Below are 16,837 nucleotides of genomic sequence, written 5' to 3' on the forward strand. Positions count from 1 at the left end.
TGAACGGACCCTGCACCGTGCAACGAACCTCACACGACGAAGGACCGGGCGCTATGGCTTCTTGGAATCAAAGCCACCGCACCCGGTCCCTCTTTCGGACTACTTACGATCGAAGTCGGTCACTCACTCAGATTTGCGTCGCTTTGCCGAGCGTGCCATGAAAGCGATCACGATACCTGCGAGCAACGCGATACCGGCCCAAATGGCCAACGACTCAACACCACCGGCACCGGTGTAAGCCAACGCCTCCTGGTTGCCACTATCGGAAAGGGCACTCGCTGGAACCGGCAATAGCGAAGCAGCGGTTGGGTTCGCGTTCGCCGGCGTTCCAGTATTGACGCTGTTTGCGGCAGGGGTGTTGATGTTCAGTGATGCGGTGATGTCTGTCGGGGAGAACCCGGCCGGTGAGTAGCGGAATACGCCGCTGCCGCCGGTAAGGGCGGCTCCGGCGGGTGCGGCCGCGTCGACCGTCACCGTGGGATTAAACCGTTCCAGTACTGTCGGGTCCCAACTAAGGTTGTTATAGCCGGCCGCACAGGTCAGCGTGTGACCGGCGTTCGAAACCGTGCAGCCACTCACCACGATGTTCGACAGACCCCAGGTGGCGCCGTCATCGGAAGAAAACTGTGCAGGCACACTCGCCTGCACCGGGAACGTCGTATTCACGGGAGCGGTAAACACCACCGTGTCGCCGACAACCCCGCTGCCGTAGCTGTTGACGGACGTGTTCTTCAGCGTCCAGGGCACCACAACAGACTGCCCCGGAGCAGCTGTCACCGCGGACGGAACGTCCACCAGACCTGAGACAGGTTGAAGATCCTGGACGTTAAGGGCGAACGGATCCGACACCACCGTGTTATCGGTCTGAGTGACCGCCGCCGTCCCGGAAATTGTTCCCGAAGCCGCCGAATTGCCGACACTGACACCCAGGGTGATCGGACCGTTGTAGATCGATGGTCCGAGGCAGGTAACGCTGGAGGTTGGCACGACAGCGCCTGGACAACCATCGGCACTAGTAATCGTCACACCCCCCGGGGCGTCAAAGGTTTGCGAATTCACTGCCCCTGTTGGGACGGGGTTGAATGTCACGGATCCGGTTCCGCCGCGAACCAGGTTCGGAACGGACTCCTGCACCGAATGAACAGGGTCCGTTACCGCGTTGGCCGCTACTGTACCCGACAGCGTCAGCCCGACAGCGAGCAACGCAACTGCCGTGAATCTCAGATCTTTGAATCTCAAATGCCACCTCTTTCAGTCTAAATTCAACAAAATGCGAACGGTCCCACATGAAACTCCTTCAGGCTCCAAAGACCAGGGCATACCAAACAGTTGCGCGTCGAGGTTCTCCTCCTGCATCGGAGAATCACCGTGTCCGCGCAACCCTCTCCCCTGGCCTATGGCAGACCTGCAATCACAGGTGAAGGGCGGGACCTCCCGGCCCCGCCCTTCACCGCTATGCATGATCCCGCGGAACCGAAACGGACCATCTAAGGGAGTCAGTTCTTAAACCGCCGACATCGGGAATCGTGACGCGGGTCTCCAGCCCGCTGCTGGCTTCGGTCCCCATGAAGCAAGGGTGAGTCTTCAAGCGCCAGGAGCCCGGGTAATGGCCTTGACGCTCACGACGTGACCAGGCAGGAGATCGCAGACTTTGCTGCCGGATCTTCTGCGAGGATTTTGCAACCACCCACGTTATCCGGCAGGCCTGCGCGATGGACCCCTTTTGATCCCCGCCTTGACCTGATCCCGCCAGTGCTCTTCCTCGGGTGGACCCTTGGTTTAGACGGTTGGTTCGGCGTTCCGTTTGCTGTTGCGGCGCCGGGTGATGGCCGTGAAGATCAGTCCGAGTGCGAGCAGGGCAGCGGCGATCCAGACGAGCGGCTGGGAATTTACTCCGGTGTACGCCAGGGCCGCCTCGGGTGCCACTGCGGGACTCGCGGCTTGGCTGGAAGTCGCAGTCGGAACCGGAGCCGCCGTCGTCGCAGTCGCAGTCGGAACCGGAACCGGAGCCGCCACCGTCGCAGTCGGAACCGGAGCCGCCGTCGTGGCCGGCGCAGTCGGAACCGGGGCCGCCGTCGTGGCAGTCGCAGTCGGAACCGGAGCCGCCGTCGTCGCAGTCGGAACCGGAGCCGCCGTCGTCGCAGTCGGAACCGGAGCCGCCGTCGTCGCAGTCGGAACCGGCGCAGGCGTGATCGTCGCGCACGTCTCAATGAATCCGCCGAACGGGAAGTAGTGTTCTTCGGAGCCGCCGAGAATGGCATCGCCTACGATTGCGGTCCCTTGAAGGTTCGCGCTGGTCTTGGTGTAGGCGGCGCGAGGAGCGAGCAGCGATCCGTCGATTGAATCTCCCCCCTGTGTGATGGATGAGGCATCGGGGAAGTTGTAGAGAATTCCTCTGGGATCCCTTGCGCCCGCCAGTGTGAGGCTAAGGTCGGCCGGTCCGTTACCCGAGACGTTGATGATCAGGGGGTTTTGCGGGCTGGGAGTGACGGGCCCGCCGAAGGTGACCTCGTCCAGGGATGACAGTTCGGCTGTCGTTAGATTCCAGTAGTTCGCACCCGGCGCCATCGCCAGCGAGACACGACCATTCACGATGGGGGTGGTGAGGACGTGTTCAGCGTTACAGGTTCCGGTCGCTGCTGCCGAGACGAGGGCCGCGGCGGCGATCGCGTCAGACTGTGCGAAGGTCCCTGCGAACTGCCCGGGAGCTGAGACCGTCGAGGCCGCCTGGCGGTGGTTGGAGACGACGGCGGGGTTGCTCCCGTAAGGGCTGCCGGCTTCTACGACCTGTGTGTTGACGGCGGCGTTGTTCTGGTCGGTGTCGAGCACGGTGGTTCCGGTGAGATCGCCGATCCTGATCGCGCCTTGGCTGAGGACCTGCAGCGTTCCGGTGGACTGGGAAAGATCTACTTTCCCTCCGACCAGCAGCGCGACTGCAGTGCTGGTCTTGAACGCCACATTGGTTCCGGAGAAGCTCAGGTTGCCGCCGACGGCGACGGGTCCTTCGCTCTCCGCGTTCATGGTGACATCGCCAAACGAGACCACATTCCAGTCGGAATAGGCGGCCAGCGGATTAATGGGTGTTGTCGCGGGGCCGGCGACCGCGGGGCTCATGGAGAGCAGGCCAGCGGTGAGAGCGGATACGCCTGCTAGGGCGAATGAGATATTGCGGAGCCGTCCGTTGCGGTCAGCGTGGGTTGAGGGGGCAAGGGTACGCAAAATATTTATCCTCTTGTGAAAAGTGTGTTTTGCTCCATCCTTGGGCCGCGGTGTGACCTATTCGATCGGTGCGGCTGTGAAATGGAGCCGGGAATGCCGGCCGGGCAAGGACTAGGTCCAGCTTGATAACGGGGCCGGACGGTTTCATGACGCGGCGAGCAGAAACTTTTTTTGGCGGGGCGAAGGACTTGCACATCGAGTGAGGGTCTGGGGGCGCCGGAGTGTTCGCCGGGCCAGTCAATGTTGATGGCCCGGGCCTGTCAGGGCAGCGCCCGCTGGCCCGCTCGTCCTTACTTGTTTGCCGTCCGGTGGCAGGAGGTCATCCGCCACTGCGCGAGGCTTATCCCGCCGAATATCTTCGCGGCACTAGAGATTCCCTTACCCGGATTCGAAGCACCGTCTGGCTAATTGTCAGCCTTAGTCGTTGGGACCGTCGCTGCCGGCGAGTACTCACTTCGTCCCCCTATGACACGAAGCCCCGCAGCGGCTAAGGCCACTCCCCGGGCGGATGTGAACGTTACCTGTTCCATCGAGTAACGGACGCACGCATCGTGCGGAAATCTGTCAAGAACAGTGCATCAACAACGCTGAATCAACATCCGAAGAGAAAGGAGCAGCTGGGGCTAGCCGTGGCCGTCGCTGTCGGGGCGCTGCTCGCGCCCGGACTTGGGGTCGGCGATGAAGTCAGGGTGGATGTACTACTCGGGACTGGCGTCGTGGCGGAGGGTGTTGGCGTGGCGGAGGGTGTTGGGGTTGGCATCGGTGAGATCAGGGTCGTCGCAGGATTGGGCGTCTGGCCGGTCGTGGGGGTTAGCGTGGGGAAACCCGGAATGCGGATGCTTGGCGGAGCTGCCGGCGTGATGGTTTTGGGCCTGCCGACGCTAGGGCCCTGGATGGGCACTCGGATGGGTCCGGCAGGAAGCGTCAAGGGTTCAGCTTCTGAGGATGCGGCAGGGAGCGTTTGAACCTGTGGCGCCGTTCCGGGTGCAGAGGGTTCCAGCGAGGCGAGAGCAGCGGGCGGTTCCGCGGCAGGGGCCGATGACGATTGATTCGGCGTAATGGAACTCGAAGTCCCGGCGGGCGTGAGCACCACGATCCCGCCAACGGCCGCGGCCGCCACTAGTGCGACGCCGGCGAGCCACAGCCCGGAGGAGACTGACACCGTTGCGTGTGATCCGCGACGGTTCAGCCAGGAGTAGACCCCTTCCAGCATGGAAACCGGAACGGACCCGGGAACAGGAGGGAACAGGGGCAGGCCAAGGAACAATGGTGCGATGGCCTTGCGCATGGTGGAACGGACATCTTGAAGCTCCAGCAGGGCTTTGGTGCATTTGAGGCAACCGTCCGTATGCGCCTCGAGGCGGGCCCTATCCCGCGAAGCCAAGCGTTCCGTGGCGGATTTGGACAGCAAGGGCAGGGTCGGCTGGCACTCGGGGTCCAAGGACCCGGCTACATATGCCTGCAGATAGGCCTGACGCAAACCCTTCCGTGCGCGCACTGCGACGGCGGAAACAGCGTTCGGTTCCAGGCCCAGCAGGGGTGCCACACGACGGGGCGGCTCGCCTTCGACGTCCACATGCCACAGCACGGTCTGCCAGCGCACGGGCAGACTCGCGAACGCGGACCCTGCGAGGGAGTGGTCATCTGCGTTTAGGACGGCAGCAAAGCCTGCATCTTCGTGTGGCGGGGCTTCGATCTCCTCGGTCGGGGTCTGCCTGGATTGCGCGACCCAGTGATCGGTGGCGCAGGTCCGCACGGCCCGGAACAGGTAAGGGCGGAACGGGCCCTGGGGTCCTTTGCCCCGGCGGATGGCCGAGACGACCTTGACGAACGCCTCGGACGCGATGTCCTCGGCGTCAAAGGTATTGCCCACGAGCCTCTTGGCGAACCTCAGACCAGCTTCCCAATGCCTGGTGTAGAGCAGCGCCATCGACTGGGACTCTCCATCCTGGGCCGCTGCCAGGACCAGGTCTTCGTCAGATATTTCCAGGCTTTCAACACTCACGGGCACCGCATCCTTGGCAACGAAGGATGCCGCCCGTGCCCCGCGGGAGACCCAACCTGAACAGTGGCAGCAGCTTGCCCCTGACACCCCAAATTGCCATCATCTAAAGACCTCACGTCTCGATACACCCCGACCCCGTTGTCACTGCCCGCCCGGCTCAGCAAAAACCTGATACGAATCTCTCGACAGTCGGCTTCCTATGACTATTACCGGCGAGATCGTAAATCGTGACGCGGTTTGAACGCAGGGAGGTTTGCCGGCCGCGACGTCGATAGTCCAGCGGGACCTTGCCGCGCCGAGGAATTGCCCTCCGGCCCACGGTCAACTGAAGTGCAGGGCCGTTTGCACGTCACGAAATACCGAATGGGCTGTTAAGCACATATGCAGGAGAACAACCGCCCGGACTCATATTCCCCGGCCCCGGTCACCCTGGAGCGCACGGAGCCAACAACCGCCGAAAGGATCAGGACCACCATGCGGTTTGACGAGATTGTGACCCCGGTCTACAGAAGAGGGGATCTTGGGTCACGGGCCAGTACTCGTCCACTGGCAGGAGAGTCGCGTGAACTGCTTGAGACGGATTTCATCCCCGACCGGAAACTACTGGCCAAAGTCCTGGCCAGCAATTTTGGTGACTATATGAGCCTTGCGCTGTTCAGCCACCTCGTCTCCGGCCCAGCCCCCGTGTCGGCTCCCCGTCACCGCACCAAAGCCCTGGACTACTTGGGCCATATGCTTAGCGAAGGCTATCTGACCATCGGTGACGTGCACGAAAACGGATTCGTTCCGTGGGATTGCGGGGCTGCCGAGGCCTTGTCATGGGTCTGCATTCAATGGGGGCCGGGCCAAGGAGCGCGCACCCGCGATAACCTCCGGGAGATCGCATGGCTTGGCAACACACCCCATGGGAACGACCTCGCCACCTCGCTGAATCGGCGGCGGAACCGGCGATTGTTCTGACACAAGCCCTGCCGGATGCGGCGCCCCAGTCCTGGCCGGGGTGAAGGAAAGCGCACTAGGTTCCACATGCACTCCGGCCTCGAAGAGCGCCCTGGCCGGGATCTCGGTCTTCCACCCAGTCGTTGCGGCTTTACTCAGGCCCACCGGGTACCGCAGGGGAGCCGCTGTTTCCGCACATGGTGGCATGCACTTCCCGCATGGACTCCAGGGTGGCTGGGCAGTGCGCGCACGTAACCAGGTGCCTTTCCAGGGACTTCGCGTCGCGGGTCCCGGCTGTGCCGGTGAGAGTACGTGCCATGACCGAACTGTACTGACGGCATTCCTCATGGTGACCGGTTGCCGTGTATTCGGTCAGGTATGCCTCCCGCAGGCCCGTCCGGGCCCGCCTGAGCAAAGCAGAGACCGCGTTCGCCGCTATCCCTAGAACCGGAGCGAGCTGCCGGGGCCGCAGCCCCTCGACGTCGGCATGCCAGATGGCCCGCTGCCACCTTTCGGGCAGGGAAGCCAAAGCCCTGGCAGCCAATTGCATGTCCCATGCGTCCTCGACTCTTGCCAACCCCGGGTCCTCAACGCCGGTCTCCGGAAGCTCGTCGGTGGATTGCTCGCGCCTGGCACGCACCCAGTGATCTGCCGCGCAGGTCCTGATGCTTCGGTACAGGTAGGGCCGAAACGGTCCCACAGGTCCCTTCCCTGCCTTGATCGCGGCAAGAATTTTCACGAATGCCTGCGCTGTGATCTCCTCAGCCACGAGCTGGTCCCTGACCACCTCGTAGGCAAATCGGACACCGGCGTCCCAGTGCCACCGGAAAAGATCCGCATCAGAGCCGCCGTGAGGCTTGTCATGATCAGCTACGGGAACTGCAGCATAGGTCCCATGTTCGAAAGCAGTCCCGGGATCACGTAGAAGCTGGCGGGATGCAGCATCTGTCCCCCTGTTCACCACGCTCACTTCAGCCCAAGGCCTGATTCTGCTTAGCGGCGGGAGCAGGAAAGCCCAGGGTGCGGCTGGCTTCTGGTATGGACGGACGACAGACGGTGTTCATATGGATCCCAGCGGTGAGAGGCGTGTCTTTTTCCAGCACCTATAGCCGATTGTTATCGCTAACAATTTGAACATACATGTCGGTTCGTTTATCTGCAAGACCGGGTTCGGGTCGTCAGAACGCAATGACCGGGCATTGAATGAGCATGTCCCGCCACTGACAGTCGCCGGAGCAGGAGCAGGAGCAGGAGCAGGCGTGCGGTGAGGCACTCGAGAACCAAGGCCCGTAGACATGCAACCTCAGGCATGCGGCTGGCTTCGCCGATTCGCCGGAATGGCGGAACCGGCGAAGCCAGGTGCATCTTCTATTGGCGCGTCCTGCGGCGCCTTCCGAAGATCAGGAACAATGATCCTCCCAGGAGCAGGGCCAGTGCCAGTGGGACCCCGATTAGCGACGCACCGGTGGAGGCAAGATCAGCAGGTGCACCCGGTGCCGGTGCTGGTGCCGGACTTGACGGCGACGGCGTCGGAACCGGTGTGGCTTGCAATTCGACTACGGCTGTACTCCTTTGCCTCGTCAGATCGTTAGGCTCCGCGCTGGACGCCACTGCCGTGTTGGTGACGTGTCCGGCATCAATATCGGCCTGGGTGATCGCGTATGTGGCGGTAGCGTTCACGGTCTGTCCGGGCAGGAGGGTTCCCGCGGTTCCGGGCCAGGTGTAGACCAGGGGCGAGAGTCCGGCCATCGTGTCGGTGATGGCCACGTTCGTCAGTGTGACGTTGCCCGTGTTCGAGGACGCGAAGTTGTAAGTGATGACCTGCCCGGCCTGGGCCGGGGATGTCACCGCCGACGCGTCAGCAGTCTTCGTCAACGTCTGTCCCGGTGCCGGGGGCAGCGGGGTGTCCGTAGTAGGCGGTGCCGGCGGGATGACCGCCGGTGAGTTCGGCGGAACATCAGCCTCCACCATGGCGGTGTTGGTGACGTGTCCGGCATCAATATCGGCCTGGGTGATCGCGTATGTGGCGGTAGCGTTCACGGTCTGGCCGGGCAGGAGGGTTCCCGCGGTTCCGGGCCAGGTGTAGACCACAGGCGAGAGTCCGGCCATCGTGTCGGTGATGGCCACGTTCGTCAGTGTGACGTTGCCCGTGTTCGAGGACGCGAAGTTGTAAGTGATGACCTGCCCGGCCTGGGCCGGGGACGTCACCGCCGACGCGTCAGCAGTCTTCGTCAACGTCTGTCCCGGTGCCGGGGGCAGCGGGGTGTCCGTAGTAGGCGGTGCCGGCGGGATGACCGCCGGTGAGTTCGGCGGAACATCAGCCTCCACCGTGGCGGTGTTGGTGACGTGTCCGGCATCAATATCGGCCTGGGTGATCGCGTATGTGGCGGTAGCAGTTACGGTCTGGCCGGGCAGGAGGGTTCCCGCGGTTCCGGGCCAGGTGTAGACCACAGGCGAGAGACCGGCCATCGTGTCGGTGATGGCCACGTTCGTCAGTGTGACGTTGCCCGTGTTCGAGGACGCGAAGTTGTAAGTGATGACCTGCCCGGCCTGGGCCGGGGACGTCACCGCCGACGCGTCAGCAGTCTTCGTCAACGTCTGTCCCGGTGCCGGAACCACAGGAACCAGCGCTTGCGAGGGTGGGCTAGTGACCGACGGGCTACCCGGCGGAGTGCCGGTTGCTGTCGCCGTGTTGCTTACCTGACCGGCGTCAACATCCGCCTGAGTCAGCGTGTACGTCGCCGTACAAGAGACCTGACCGCCGACCGGGATGGTGTCCGCCCCGGCCGGGCAGTCGATCGGGGACAACGTTCCCGTCCCCGAAAAAGTAGAGTCATCAATGCTGACCGCGGCCACTGGCACGTTGCCGGTGTTCGTTATGACGAATGTGTACGTCACGACCTGGCCGGCGTTGAACGATGCCGGATCCGAAGGCGATGCCGACTTCACGAGCGACAGACCCGGCGCAGGCGCCGTCGTCGAGGTGTGCGTGACCGACGGGGAGGACGTAACCGTGATGTTCGTCCCGGTCGCGGTACCAGATACGGTAGCGGAGTTATCCACGCCGCCCGCTGTCACATCCGCCGCAGTGATCGTATAAACAGCCACCGCTGTGCAGGTGATCGAGGCCCCGGGAGCCAACGCTCCTGGCGCGCACGTCACCGCGCCAATTTTCGGGTCAGTCACTCCGGGATTCGTGATTGGCACGTCACCGGTGTTGCTAACAGTGAAGGTGTACAGGATGGTGTCACCGGCATCGGTGACTCCGTTGCCGTTCACATCGGTAGGTGCGGCATTCTTCACGAGAGTAAGTTGGGGGTTCACCACGGTTACGGGGTAGTCCTCAACTTCACCGCCGACAGCGTTGCCGGTGGGTTGCGGGTCAGCAACCACAGCGCCATAGACGCGGAATCGGGCATGGGAGGCCGAGGTGACTGTGCCGGCAGGGAAGCTAAGCGTGTAGCTGGCCGTTCCGGAATTCGGCGGCACCGTAGCGGTGGCCCGCTCGGCGCCCTGGAACTGTCCGTCCCCATTCAGGTCTATCCAGCCAGCGAGGGTTAGGGCCTGGCTGGTGTTGTTGGTAGCGGCAACAGAAACGCTTGACGCCGTACCCTGGGCGATCACTATCGGTGTAGCGACACCGTCCTCATCGGCGCCATCGCCGGAGGCACCAGCGTTCGGCTGCCCATCCGCTTCGATGTCAACCGTGGATCCGAGCATGACCGGCGCGGTTTTCGTCGCCGGGGCGTAACCCGAAACGACATGGCGTGCCCCATCAGCAGCAAACGTCGTGCCGTAAGTATCGGGCGCATCGCCGAAGTCCTGGCACGGTCCACTTCCGGCGAAGGTGAAGTTATCGATAAACAACCCCGTGTTTTGTGCCGCCGGCGCGACCACATTTTGCAGTCGAATTGTTGCCGATGTGCCTATCGCAGTAAAGGTGTTCGTGTACGTCGACCAGGTGACCGTGTAATCCCTCGTCGAAGGCAGTCCATTGGTGCCGTTGAAAACGGCGTCCACCGGCGGAGTCAGCGAGGCCAACGAGGCGAAAGGCCCACCCTGGCTGAGTAACACGGAAGCACGAGAGGCCCCCGCTTGGAGGCCGCTGTAATCGATGGAGAACGTGTACTGGTTGCCAGGGGTGAGCCCTGTGAACGTCTGCTGCATCGTTGCGGGCGAGCTGCCCCAAAGATCGATGCTTTGATCTCCGTCGCTGGCATTGCTGTAATAGCGGAGAATGTCGACCGTGCCGGCGATCGTGCTCCAGCCGCTGATCGTGGGTTGCCCAGTGCGAAACATGTTGTAGTTGCCGATGTAGGCGTCGGACGCCGTCCGGTTTGCCGGGTCTTGAATATCCGGCGACTCGAAGGAGCCGTTGCTAGCCACGCTGCACTCACTCTGCGCGCTGACCGCCGCCTGCACAGGGGCAGCAAAGGCCAACGACGTCAGTCCACTGACCATGAACCCTAATACCAGCGCCAGGACCAGCGACCCGGCTATTGTGGCGTTGACACCGAATTGCCTCAGCAAAAAGCCGCCCAGCGGTGGTGCCAGGGACCGGTTTCGCCCCGTTTGCACTTTTGTCAATTTGTTCCCCTCATTTTCGTCCGGCTCAGGGAAAGCGAGACCTCGACCGGGAAAAGGAGCCGGCCGCCGGATCAAGACGCCATCAAAAAGACGCCTCGAGCAAACCCTGGAGCCGTAAGTTCAGACGCAAAGACTTCCCCTGCGCCGTGTCTCACACCCGGATAACCTGCGCGGCCTTAATTCGTGACGCGGGGTCTAGCTGGCCCTAGGGTTTACGGAACCGCAGGACAACCAGGACAACCAGGACAATTCTTGGTCGCCGTGTCGCGAAGGGCGGACCGGATACTTACGCTCACTCGCTTGCCCTTGTGCATCAGGAACGGCCGCTTGACGAATACAGAAGCATCCATAGGAACCGAGCCCGTCAGTCCAGGACCAAGCCCCTGCCGCGCCCCCGTGCGAGCAGGACCGGGTGGATCTCACCGAAGCCGCGGACGTTTTCCGCCGGCTGCGGGAGCAGCACAAACCTGTCATCCTGGTCGAGTGCCGAAGCAGTCATCGAGTCCACCAGGACAGTTCCCGGGTCCGCGAGGGTGGTGAGCCGCGCTGCGAGGTTCACTGTGGGCCCGTAGATGTCCCCGAGCCGGGACAAAATCCTGCCCCAGACCATGGCCACCCGCGCCTCCGGGAGGATCTCATCCTCTGTGAAGGCCTGTGCCAGGGCCAGGGAAATCTCAGCGCCCGCGGCAGGAGTCTCGGCGATGTAGAGCACTTCATCGCCTACGGTCTTAACCAGCCGGCCGCCGCCCACGGAGATGATCTCGGCGCACTTGTTCTCGAAGCGCTGGACCAGCCTGGCGAGCGTCTTTTCGTTCATCCGGCGGGACAGGCTGGTGTAGGACACCAGGTCTGCGAAGCCCACCGCACGCGCCAGTGGCAAGGGGGCGTCATCCTCGTCGCCTTCGCGGCCCTCTTCGCTGGCCTGCAGGCCCGCTTCGGCCCGGACGGCCAGCCGCTGGACGCCTGCGTTCAGCTGGCGCCGCCATGAGTAGACCAGCATGTCCTCCAACGCGTCCACCAGGGCGGGAAGTTCATTGACGAGTCTCTTGCGCGCCACGGCATCACTGACACCCTGCTCATGGACCATGTCCTCAACTAACGCCTCAATCTGCCAGACCACCATGCGGTCCGTCATCTGGCCTATGGACCGGGTCACGGAAATCGCCGCCTCTTCGGTCAGCATCCCAGACCGGACCAGGTCAACCACGGTGGAGAGGGCAGCCTGGTCACGTTCGGTGAAGGCGACATCCTCATCGCCGAAATTGGGAAATCCGAGGGCACGCCAGAGCTTGCGCGCTGAAAGGAGGGAGAGACCGGCGCCAGCCGCAACTTCCCGACGGCGGAGCTTCCGCTCGCCGCCCAGCAGCCTTGTTTCAAGGGCCTTGGCAGCCAGCCGTTCAGTGGACAAGGTGCCAGTTGCGGGGTGGGCAGAGCCAGGGTTGGCAGGCGCAGGGTAGGCGGGCGGCGGGCTGGCAGGCTCAGCGGCGGTGGGAGCAAGGGTTCCCTGGTGCTCCTGCGGGTCCTCATCGTTCATCTCGTCCACCTTCTCTCAACTCCCACGGAAAAGCTTCGTCGGTGTAGTCCGACATGTCGTCCGTCCCCGGTTCCGCATGCTCAGGAAGTTCGTCGATCGCATCCAGAACGAAGCCCCGGAACCGCACGGCCTCCGGCACGTCCTGGAGCGTGACAACAGCCTGATATCCGGTCTCCAAGGATATATTCCCTGACCGCAATATGCGTTGCAGGACCGACTGGTGGACCGTGACTCCGCGCACAGCCGCCAGGTTCACCTGCTGGTCCCGCCGCCTCAACATGCCGTACCGGGCAACTATCCTGTGGCTAGTAAGCGTGTAGCGGGTGCCCTGCCACCGCAGCAGCCGTGGAAGGCAATATGCCAACCATATCCACGCGGCGGCGAGGACGCACCCCGTGACCAACCAGGGTGACCAGGCTGTGGACACCGCAGGCACCAGACGGGCGGCCTCACCGCGGATGATCCACGCGCTGGTAAACGCCGCGGCGGCCGGGGCTGCTACGAAGGCTAGTGCGGCGCCAACCAGCTTCCTCGGCTGCGGGCGGGTGGTCACGATGACCTGCTCACCCGGCGCGAGGTCTTTACGCATAACCGCCTTCGCCGCCCTGGCCCGGCGGGGTCCAGGGCCGCAGGTGGACCACGTCGCCGGCCGTCACCACATGTTCGCGCCCGTCACCGTCCACCACCAGGAGCGAACCGTACTCATCGAGTCTGGAAGCATGTCCGATAATCTCGTGGTCGCCGGGCAACTGGGCTCGGACCGGTTTGCCCAGCGTCACCATGACTGCCTCGACCCGCTTGTGCAGGGACGGGCCGCCGGCCAGCCCGGCGGAGGGGTCGCCGTCGGCATTGCAGAAACTGCGGTAGAGGACTGTGAACTGAGAGAGATAACTCTTGAGCAGCAGGGTGCGGTCAATGGTACGTGGCTGTTCCAGGGCCACGGACGTGGCCGTGGGGACTGGAAGTTCAACCGAACTAAGGGTTACGTTCAGGCCGGTACCCAGGATCACCGGGGGCGCCAAGCCGTCGACCATGGGTCCCAGCTGCGCCAGGATTCCGGCAATTTTCCGGCCCCGGACAAGGACGTCGTTGGGCCATTTGAGCTCCGCCGGGATGCCTGCCGTTTCCAGCAGCATCTCCCTCAGCGCCAGAGCAGCCAGCAGGGACAACCAGGAGTAGCTCTGGGTGGGAAGCGGCCTGCCCTCGGCATTGGCGGGCCGTAGAACAAGGGAGACCGATATGGAACTCAGGGGAGGAGCTTCCCAGCGCCGGTCCAGGCGGCCGCGGGCAGCCGTCTGGTATTCCGCCGTCAGCACGGAAAGATCCGGCCACGACGCAGGTTCCACCGACGCAGAGCGCAGGAGATCGGCATTGGTGGAGCCGGTGGAGTCCACAACTTCGAGCTTGGAGATGCCTGTGGCAGAGAGAAAATCCTGATCCGCCAGGGCTCCGCGGTTTAACGGGGCTCCTTGGGCTCCTTGGGCGTGTGCGTCATCCATAGTTGAATCCTATCGACTTGCACCTGAGTGTCTGCTGACCTCCGCGTTCAACTTCTCCCGTCCAAAGCGCTTAGCCACGGCCCGGGGCGGCTCAGAGAAAGATGTCCGGAACCAGCTCGTCCTCGGAAGCTCCAAGGCTGTAGGGACGGAAGTCGGTGACACCCGCGGCCGCCAGCACCTGCTCGTCTGTATAGAAGTTGCCGGTGGGTGAACCGCCGGGAGCAGGGTTCCCGGCCAGGTTGCTGCCCGTGAGTACGGCGTGGGCAGCGTCCGCCATGATCTGCGGCCCACGGGCAGCCTGGACCATGGCCTTGCCGCCGGGCATGTTGCGGATCGCCGCGGTATCAATCAGGGTGCACGGCCAGAGCGAGTTCACGCTGACTCCGTCCTCCCTGAGCTCCTCGGCCAGGCCAAGGGTGGTCAGGCTCATCCCATACTTCGCCATGGTGTACGCCAGGTGCCTGCCGGCCCATTTTGGATCCAGGTTCAGGGGCGGAGACAGCGTCAGGATGTGGCCGTTGGCCGACTTGCGCAGAGCCGGCAGCGCAAGCTTGGACAGCAGGAACGTGCCCCGGACGTTGATGTCCTGCATGAGGTCGTAGCGTTTCATGTCCACGTCGTCAGTCTTGGACAGGTCAATAGCTGACGCATTGTTAATCACGACGTCGATCCCTCCGAAGCGCTCGGTTGCGGCGGCAACAGCGCCGGCAACGTCGTCGTCGTTGCGGACATCGCCCACCAGGGGAAGCGCCTGCCCGCCCGCCGCTTCCAGCTCTTCGGCCGCACTGTAAACAGTTCCGGCGAGCTTTGCGTGCGGCTGGCCCGTCTTGGCCATCAGCACAATGTTGGCGCCATCGCGGGCGGCCCTGGCGGCGATGGCCAGCCCGATGCCACGGCTGCCGCCGGACATCAGGATGGTGCGGCCCTGAAGGGAACCGGCGGCCTGGTACGGCGCTGCAGCGGCACCCGAAGCATCGTTGCTCGAAGTCATGGGACAACTGTAGCCGAGTTATGTTACTGGCGAGTAACTTTGTGCTCTCCGTCGCGGGAGGCACCGAATATTGTAGGTTTTCTACAGCTGTCCCCGTCACAAGCCTCACTAGACTAGCCAGCAGGGTTCGTCCTTTGTGTGGAAGCTACTTAATTCCGCGCCGGGCGGACCGACCACGAACGCAGCACCCAAGTACGAGCATTACATTCTTAAAGCGCCAATCTGCTACAGAGCCGGAGACACTTGATGAGCCACGATCTGACAACGACAGCGGGAAAGATAGCCGATTTCCGCGACCGCCAGGCCCGTGCAGAGCAGCCCTCCGGCCCCGAAGCCATCGAAAAGCAGCATTCGCGCGGCAAGAACACGGCACGCGAGCGCATCGAGCTCCTGCTCGACGAGGACTCTTTCGTGGAATTCGACGCGCTGGCCGTACACCGCTCCACCGCCTTCGGGATGGACAAGAAGAAGCCGCTCGGCGACGGCCTGGTCTCCGGCTACGGAACCGTGGACGGCCGCCCGGTGGCCGTCTACAGCCAGGACTTTACGGTTTACGGCGGCTCCCTGAGCCAGGTCAACGGCGAGAAGATCGTCAAGGTCCAGGAGTTCGCCCTGCGCAACGGGTGCCCGGTTGTGGGAATCCTCGACGGCGGCGGCGCCCGGATCCAGGAAGGCGTTGCCTCGCTGGCGATGTTCGCGGACATCTTCCGGAACAACGTCCATGCCTCGGGCGTAGTGCCGCAGATCTCGCTGATTATGGGTCCGTCCGCCGGCGGCGCAGCCTACTCCCCCGCCCTCACCGACTACGTGGTGATGGTGGACAAAACTTCCCACATGTTCATCACGGGCCCGGACGTCATCAAGACAGTCACCGGCGAGGACGTGGACATGGAAACACTCGGGGGCGCCCGCCAGCACAACGCCACCACGGGAACGTCAACCTATCTGGCCTCGGATGAAGCGGACGCCATCGAGTTCGTGCGCGAACTGCTGGACTTCCTCCCCTCCAACAACCTGTCCGAGGCGCCGGTGCTGGAGCACCAGCAGGAGCTGGAGATCGACGACGACGACCTGGCACTGGACACACTCATCCCGGACTCCGCGAACCAGCCGTACGACATGCGCACCGTCATTGAGCAGATCGTGGACGACGCCCACTTCCTGGAGATGCAGGCGCTCTACGCCCCGAACGTGATGATCGGCTACGGCCGGGTTGAAGGCCACACCGTAGGGATCGTGGCGAACCAGCCACTGCAGTTCGCCGGCACGCTGGACATCGCCGCCTCCGAAAAGGCCGCACGCTTTGTCCGGCACTGCGATGCGTTCAACATCCCCATCATCACCCTGGTTGACGTTCCCGGGTTCCTGCCGGGCAAGGACCAGGAGTTCCAAGGCATCATCCGCCGTGGCGCCAAGCTGCTGTACGCCTATGCCGAGGCGACAGTTCCCAAGCTGACAGTTATCACGCGGAAGGCCTACGGCGGCGCGTACATCGTGATGGGTTCGAAGAAGCTTGGCGCGGACCTGAACCTCGCCTGGCCCACCGCGCAGATCGGTGTCATGGGCGCCCAGGGCGCCGTCAACATCCTCTACCGGCGCGATCTTGCCGCCGTGGCGGAGGCAGGCGGCAACGTGGAAGCCCGGCGGACCGAGGTCATCCGGCAGTATGAAGAGGAACTGCTGAACCCCTACCAGGCCGCCCAACTGGGATATGTGGACGCAGTCATCGCCCCATCGGAGACGAGGCCCCAGATCATCAAAGGGCTCAGGGCGCTGCGGGACAAGCGGGCCAGCCTACCCACCAAGAAGCACGGGAACATTCCGCTGTGACCGAGCCGACCAGCGACGCAGTGCAGCCCGAGGCGCCACTGTTTTCTGTTGTCAAAGGGCAGCCGTCAGCCGAGGAGCTCGCAGCCCTGACCGCCGTCGTGCTTTCACTCGGAGGTACGGAAAGTGCGGAAATCCGGCAGCCAACCGTCCGCGACTGGGTGCGCCGCCAGCAGCTGAGGCTGGCACCCACACCTGGACCCGGGGCATGGAAGCGGAGCGGCCGCTAGCGAAAC

12 protein-coding genes are annotated in these 16,837 nt (G+C 63.4%); 3 read left to right on the forward strand and 9 right to left on the reverse strand.

Translation table 11 applies throughout. The annotated features are described in order from the left end of the window. Positions 1 to 123: 123 nt before the first annotated feature. The 3 genes from J7E83_RS01035 to J7E83_RS01045 all read right to left on the reverse strand — a co-directional run bounded on the left by J7E83_RS01035 (position 124) and on the right by J7E83_RS01045 (position 5,224). Positions 124 to 1,059: a hypothetical protein gene (locus tag J7E83_RS01035; protein ID WP_214958561.1), complete on the reverse strand. Its 936-nt coding sequence runs from the start codon at positions 1,057 to 1,059 to the stop codon at positions 124 to 126. A gap of 720 nt (positions 1,060 to 1,779) precedes the next feature. Next, the gene (locus J7E83_RS01040) at positions 1,780 to 3,219 is read right to left on the reverse strand and encodes a choice-of-anchor A family protein (protein ID WP_214958562.1); all 1,440 of its coding nucleotides are present in this window, start codon (positions 3,217 to 3,219) and stop codon (positions 1,780 to 1,782) included. A 592-nt stretch (positions 3,220 to 3,811) separates the two neighbouring features. Next, positions 3,812 to 5,224: an RNA polymerase sigma factor gene (locus tag J7E83_RS01045; protein WP_214958563.1), complete on the reverse strand. Its 1,413-nt coding sequence runs from the start codon at positions 5,222 to 5,224 to the stop codon at positions 3,812 to 3,814. A gap of 381 nt (positions 5,225 to 5,605) precedes the next feature. On the opposite strand from J7E83_RS01045, the gene J7E83_RS01050 reads away from it, so the two are divergent. Continuing rightward, positions 5,606 to 6,184, forward strand: a complete 579-nt coding sequence (locus J7E83_RS01050) for a hypothetical protein (protein WP_214958564.1) — start codon at positions 5,606 to 5,608, stop codon at positions 6,182 to 6,184. 130 nt (positions 6,185 to 6,314) lie between these two features. Here the strand turns inward: J7E83_RS01050 and J7E83_RS01055 are convergent, their stop codons facing one another. The 6 genes from J7E83_RS01055 to J7E83_RS01080 form a co-directional block, all read right to left on the reverse strand. Next, entirely contained in the window at positions 6,315 to 7,124 is an 810-nt protein-coding gene (locus tag J7E83_RS01055; protein WP_214958565.1) for an RNA polymerase sigma factor, read from the reverse strand. A gap of 407 nt (positions 7,125 to 7,531) precedes the next feature. Further along, on the reverse strand, positions 7,532 to 10,741 hold the full coding sequence (locus J7E83_RS01060; RefSeq protein ID WP_214958566.1) for a GEVED domain-containing protein: 3,210 nt from the start codon (positions 10,739 to 10,741) through the stop codon (positions 7,532 to 7,534). Positions 10,742 to 11,114: 373 nt separating this feature from the next. After that, positions 11,115 to 12,284: an adenylate/guanylate cyclase domain-containing protein gene (locus J7E83_RS01065; RefSeq protein ID WP_251043272.1), complete on the reverse strand. Its 1,170-nt coding sequence runs from the start codon at positions 12,282 to 12,284 to the stop codon at positions 11,115 to 11,117. Then, the gene (locus tag J7E83_RS01070; protein ID WP_214958567.1) at positions 12,274 to 12,873 is read right to left on the reverse strand and encodes a PH domain-containing protein; all 600 of its coding nucleotides are present in this window, start codon (positions 12,871 to 12,873) and stop codon (positions 12,274 to 12,276) included. The genes J7E83_RS01065 and J7E83_RS01070 overlap by 11 nt, the downstream gene beginning before the upstream one ends. Beyond that, positions 12,866 to 13,783, reverse strand: coding sequence for a biotin--[acetyl-CoA-carboxylase] ligase (locus J7E83_RS01075; protein ID WP_214958568.1), 918 nt, complete (start codon positions 13,781 to 13,783; stop codon positions 12,866 to 12,868). The genes J7E83_RS01070 and J7E83_RS01075 overlap by 8 nt, the downstream gene beginning before the upstream one ends. A gap of 91 nt (positions 13,784 to 13,874) precedes the next feature. Beyond that, positions 13,875 to 14,774 carry an NAD(P)-dependent oxidoreductase gene (locus J7E83_RS01080; RefSeq protein WP_214958569.1) on the reverse strand — a complete coding sequence of 300 codons (900 nt, stop codon included), beginning with the start codon at positions 14,772 to 14,774 and terminating at the stop codon, positions 13,875 to 13,877. A 246-nt stretch (positions 14,775 to 15,020) separates the two neighbouring features. Between J7E83_RS01080 and J7E83_RS01085 the strand changes: the two genes are divergently transcribed. Together J7E83_RS01085 and J7E83_RS01090 are read left to right on the forward strand one after the other, a co-directional pair. Then, positions 15,021 to 16,604, forward strand: coding sequence for an acyl-CoA carboxylase subunit beta (locus tag J7E83_RS01085; protein WP_214958570.1), 1,584 nt, complete (start codon positions 15,021 to 15,023; stop codon positions 16,602 to 16,604). Beyond that, positions 16,601 to 16,831 carry an acyl-CoA carboxylase subunit epsilon gene (locus J7E83_RS01090; RefSeq protein WP_311379549.1) on the forward strand — a complete coding sequence of 77 codons (231 nt, stop codon included), beginning with the start codon at positions 16,601 to 16,603 and terminating at the stop codon, positions 16,829 to 16,831. The genes J7E83_RS01085 and J7E83_RS01090 overlap by 4 nt, the downstream gene beginning before the upstream one ends. Positions 16,832 to 16,837 lie beyond the last annotated feature (6 nt).

It is taken from the genome of Arthrobacter sp. ISL-48, assembly GCF_018613805.1.
In the GTDB taxonomy this organism is placed as follows: domain Bacteria; phylum Actinomycetota; class Actinomycetes; order Actinomycetales; family Micrococcaceae; genus Arthrobacter.

Bases quoted from the DNA above. Each gene is read 5' to 3' on its own strand.
- J7E83_RS01080 (WP_214958569.1), bottom strand. From the start codon at position 14,774: ATGACTTCGAGCAACGATGCTTCGGGTGCCGCTGCAGCGCCGTACCAG.
- J7E83_RS01085 (WP_214958570.1), top strand. From the start codon at position 15,021: ATGAGCCACGATCTGACAACGACAGCGGGAAAGATAGCCGATTTCCGC.
- J7E83_RS01050 (WP_214958564.1), top strand. From the start codon at position 5,606: ATGCAGGAGAACAACCGCCCGGACTCATATTCCCCGGCCCCGGTCACC.
- J7E83_RS01075 (WP_214958568.1), bottom strand. From the start codon at position 13,783: ATGGATGACGCACACGCCCAAGGAGCCCAAGGAGCCCCGTTAAACCGC.
- J7E83_RS01070 (WP_214958567.1), bottom strand. From the start codon at position 12,873: ATGCGTAAAGACCTCGCGCCGGGTGAGCAGGTCATCGTGACCACCCGC.
- J7E83_RS01065 (WP_251043272.1), bottom strand. From the start codon at position 12,284: ATGAACGATGAGGACCCGCAGGAGCACCAGGGAACCCTTGCTCCCACC.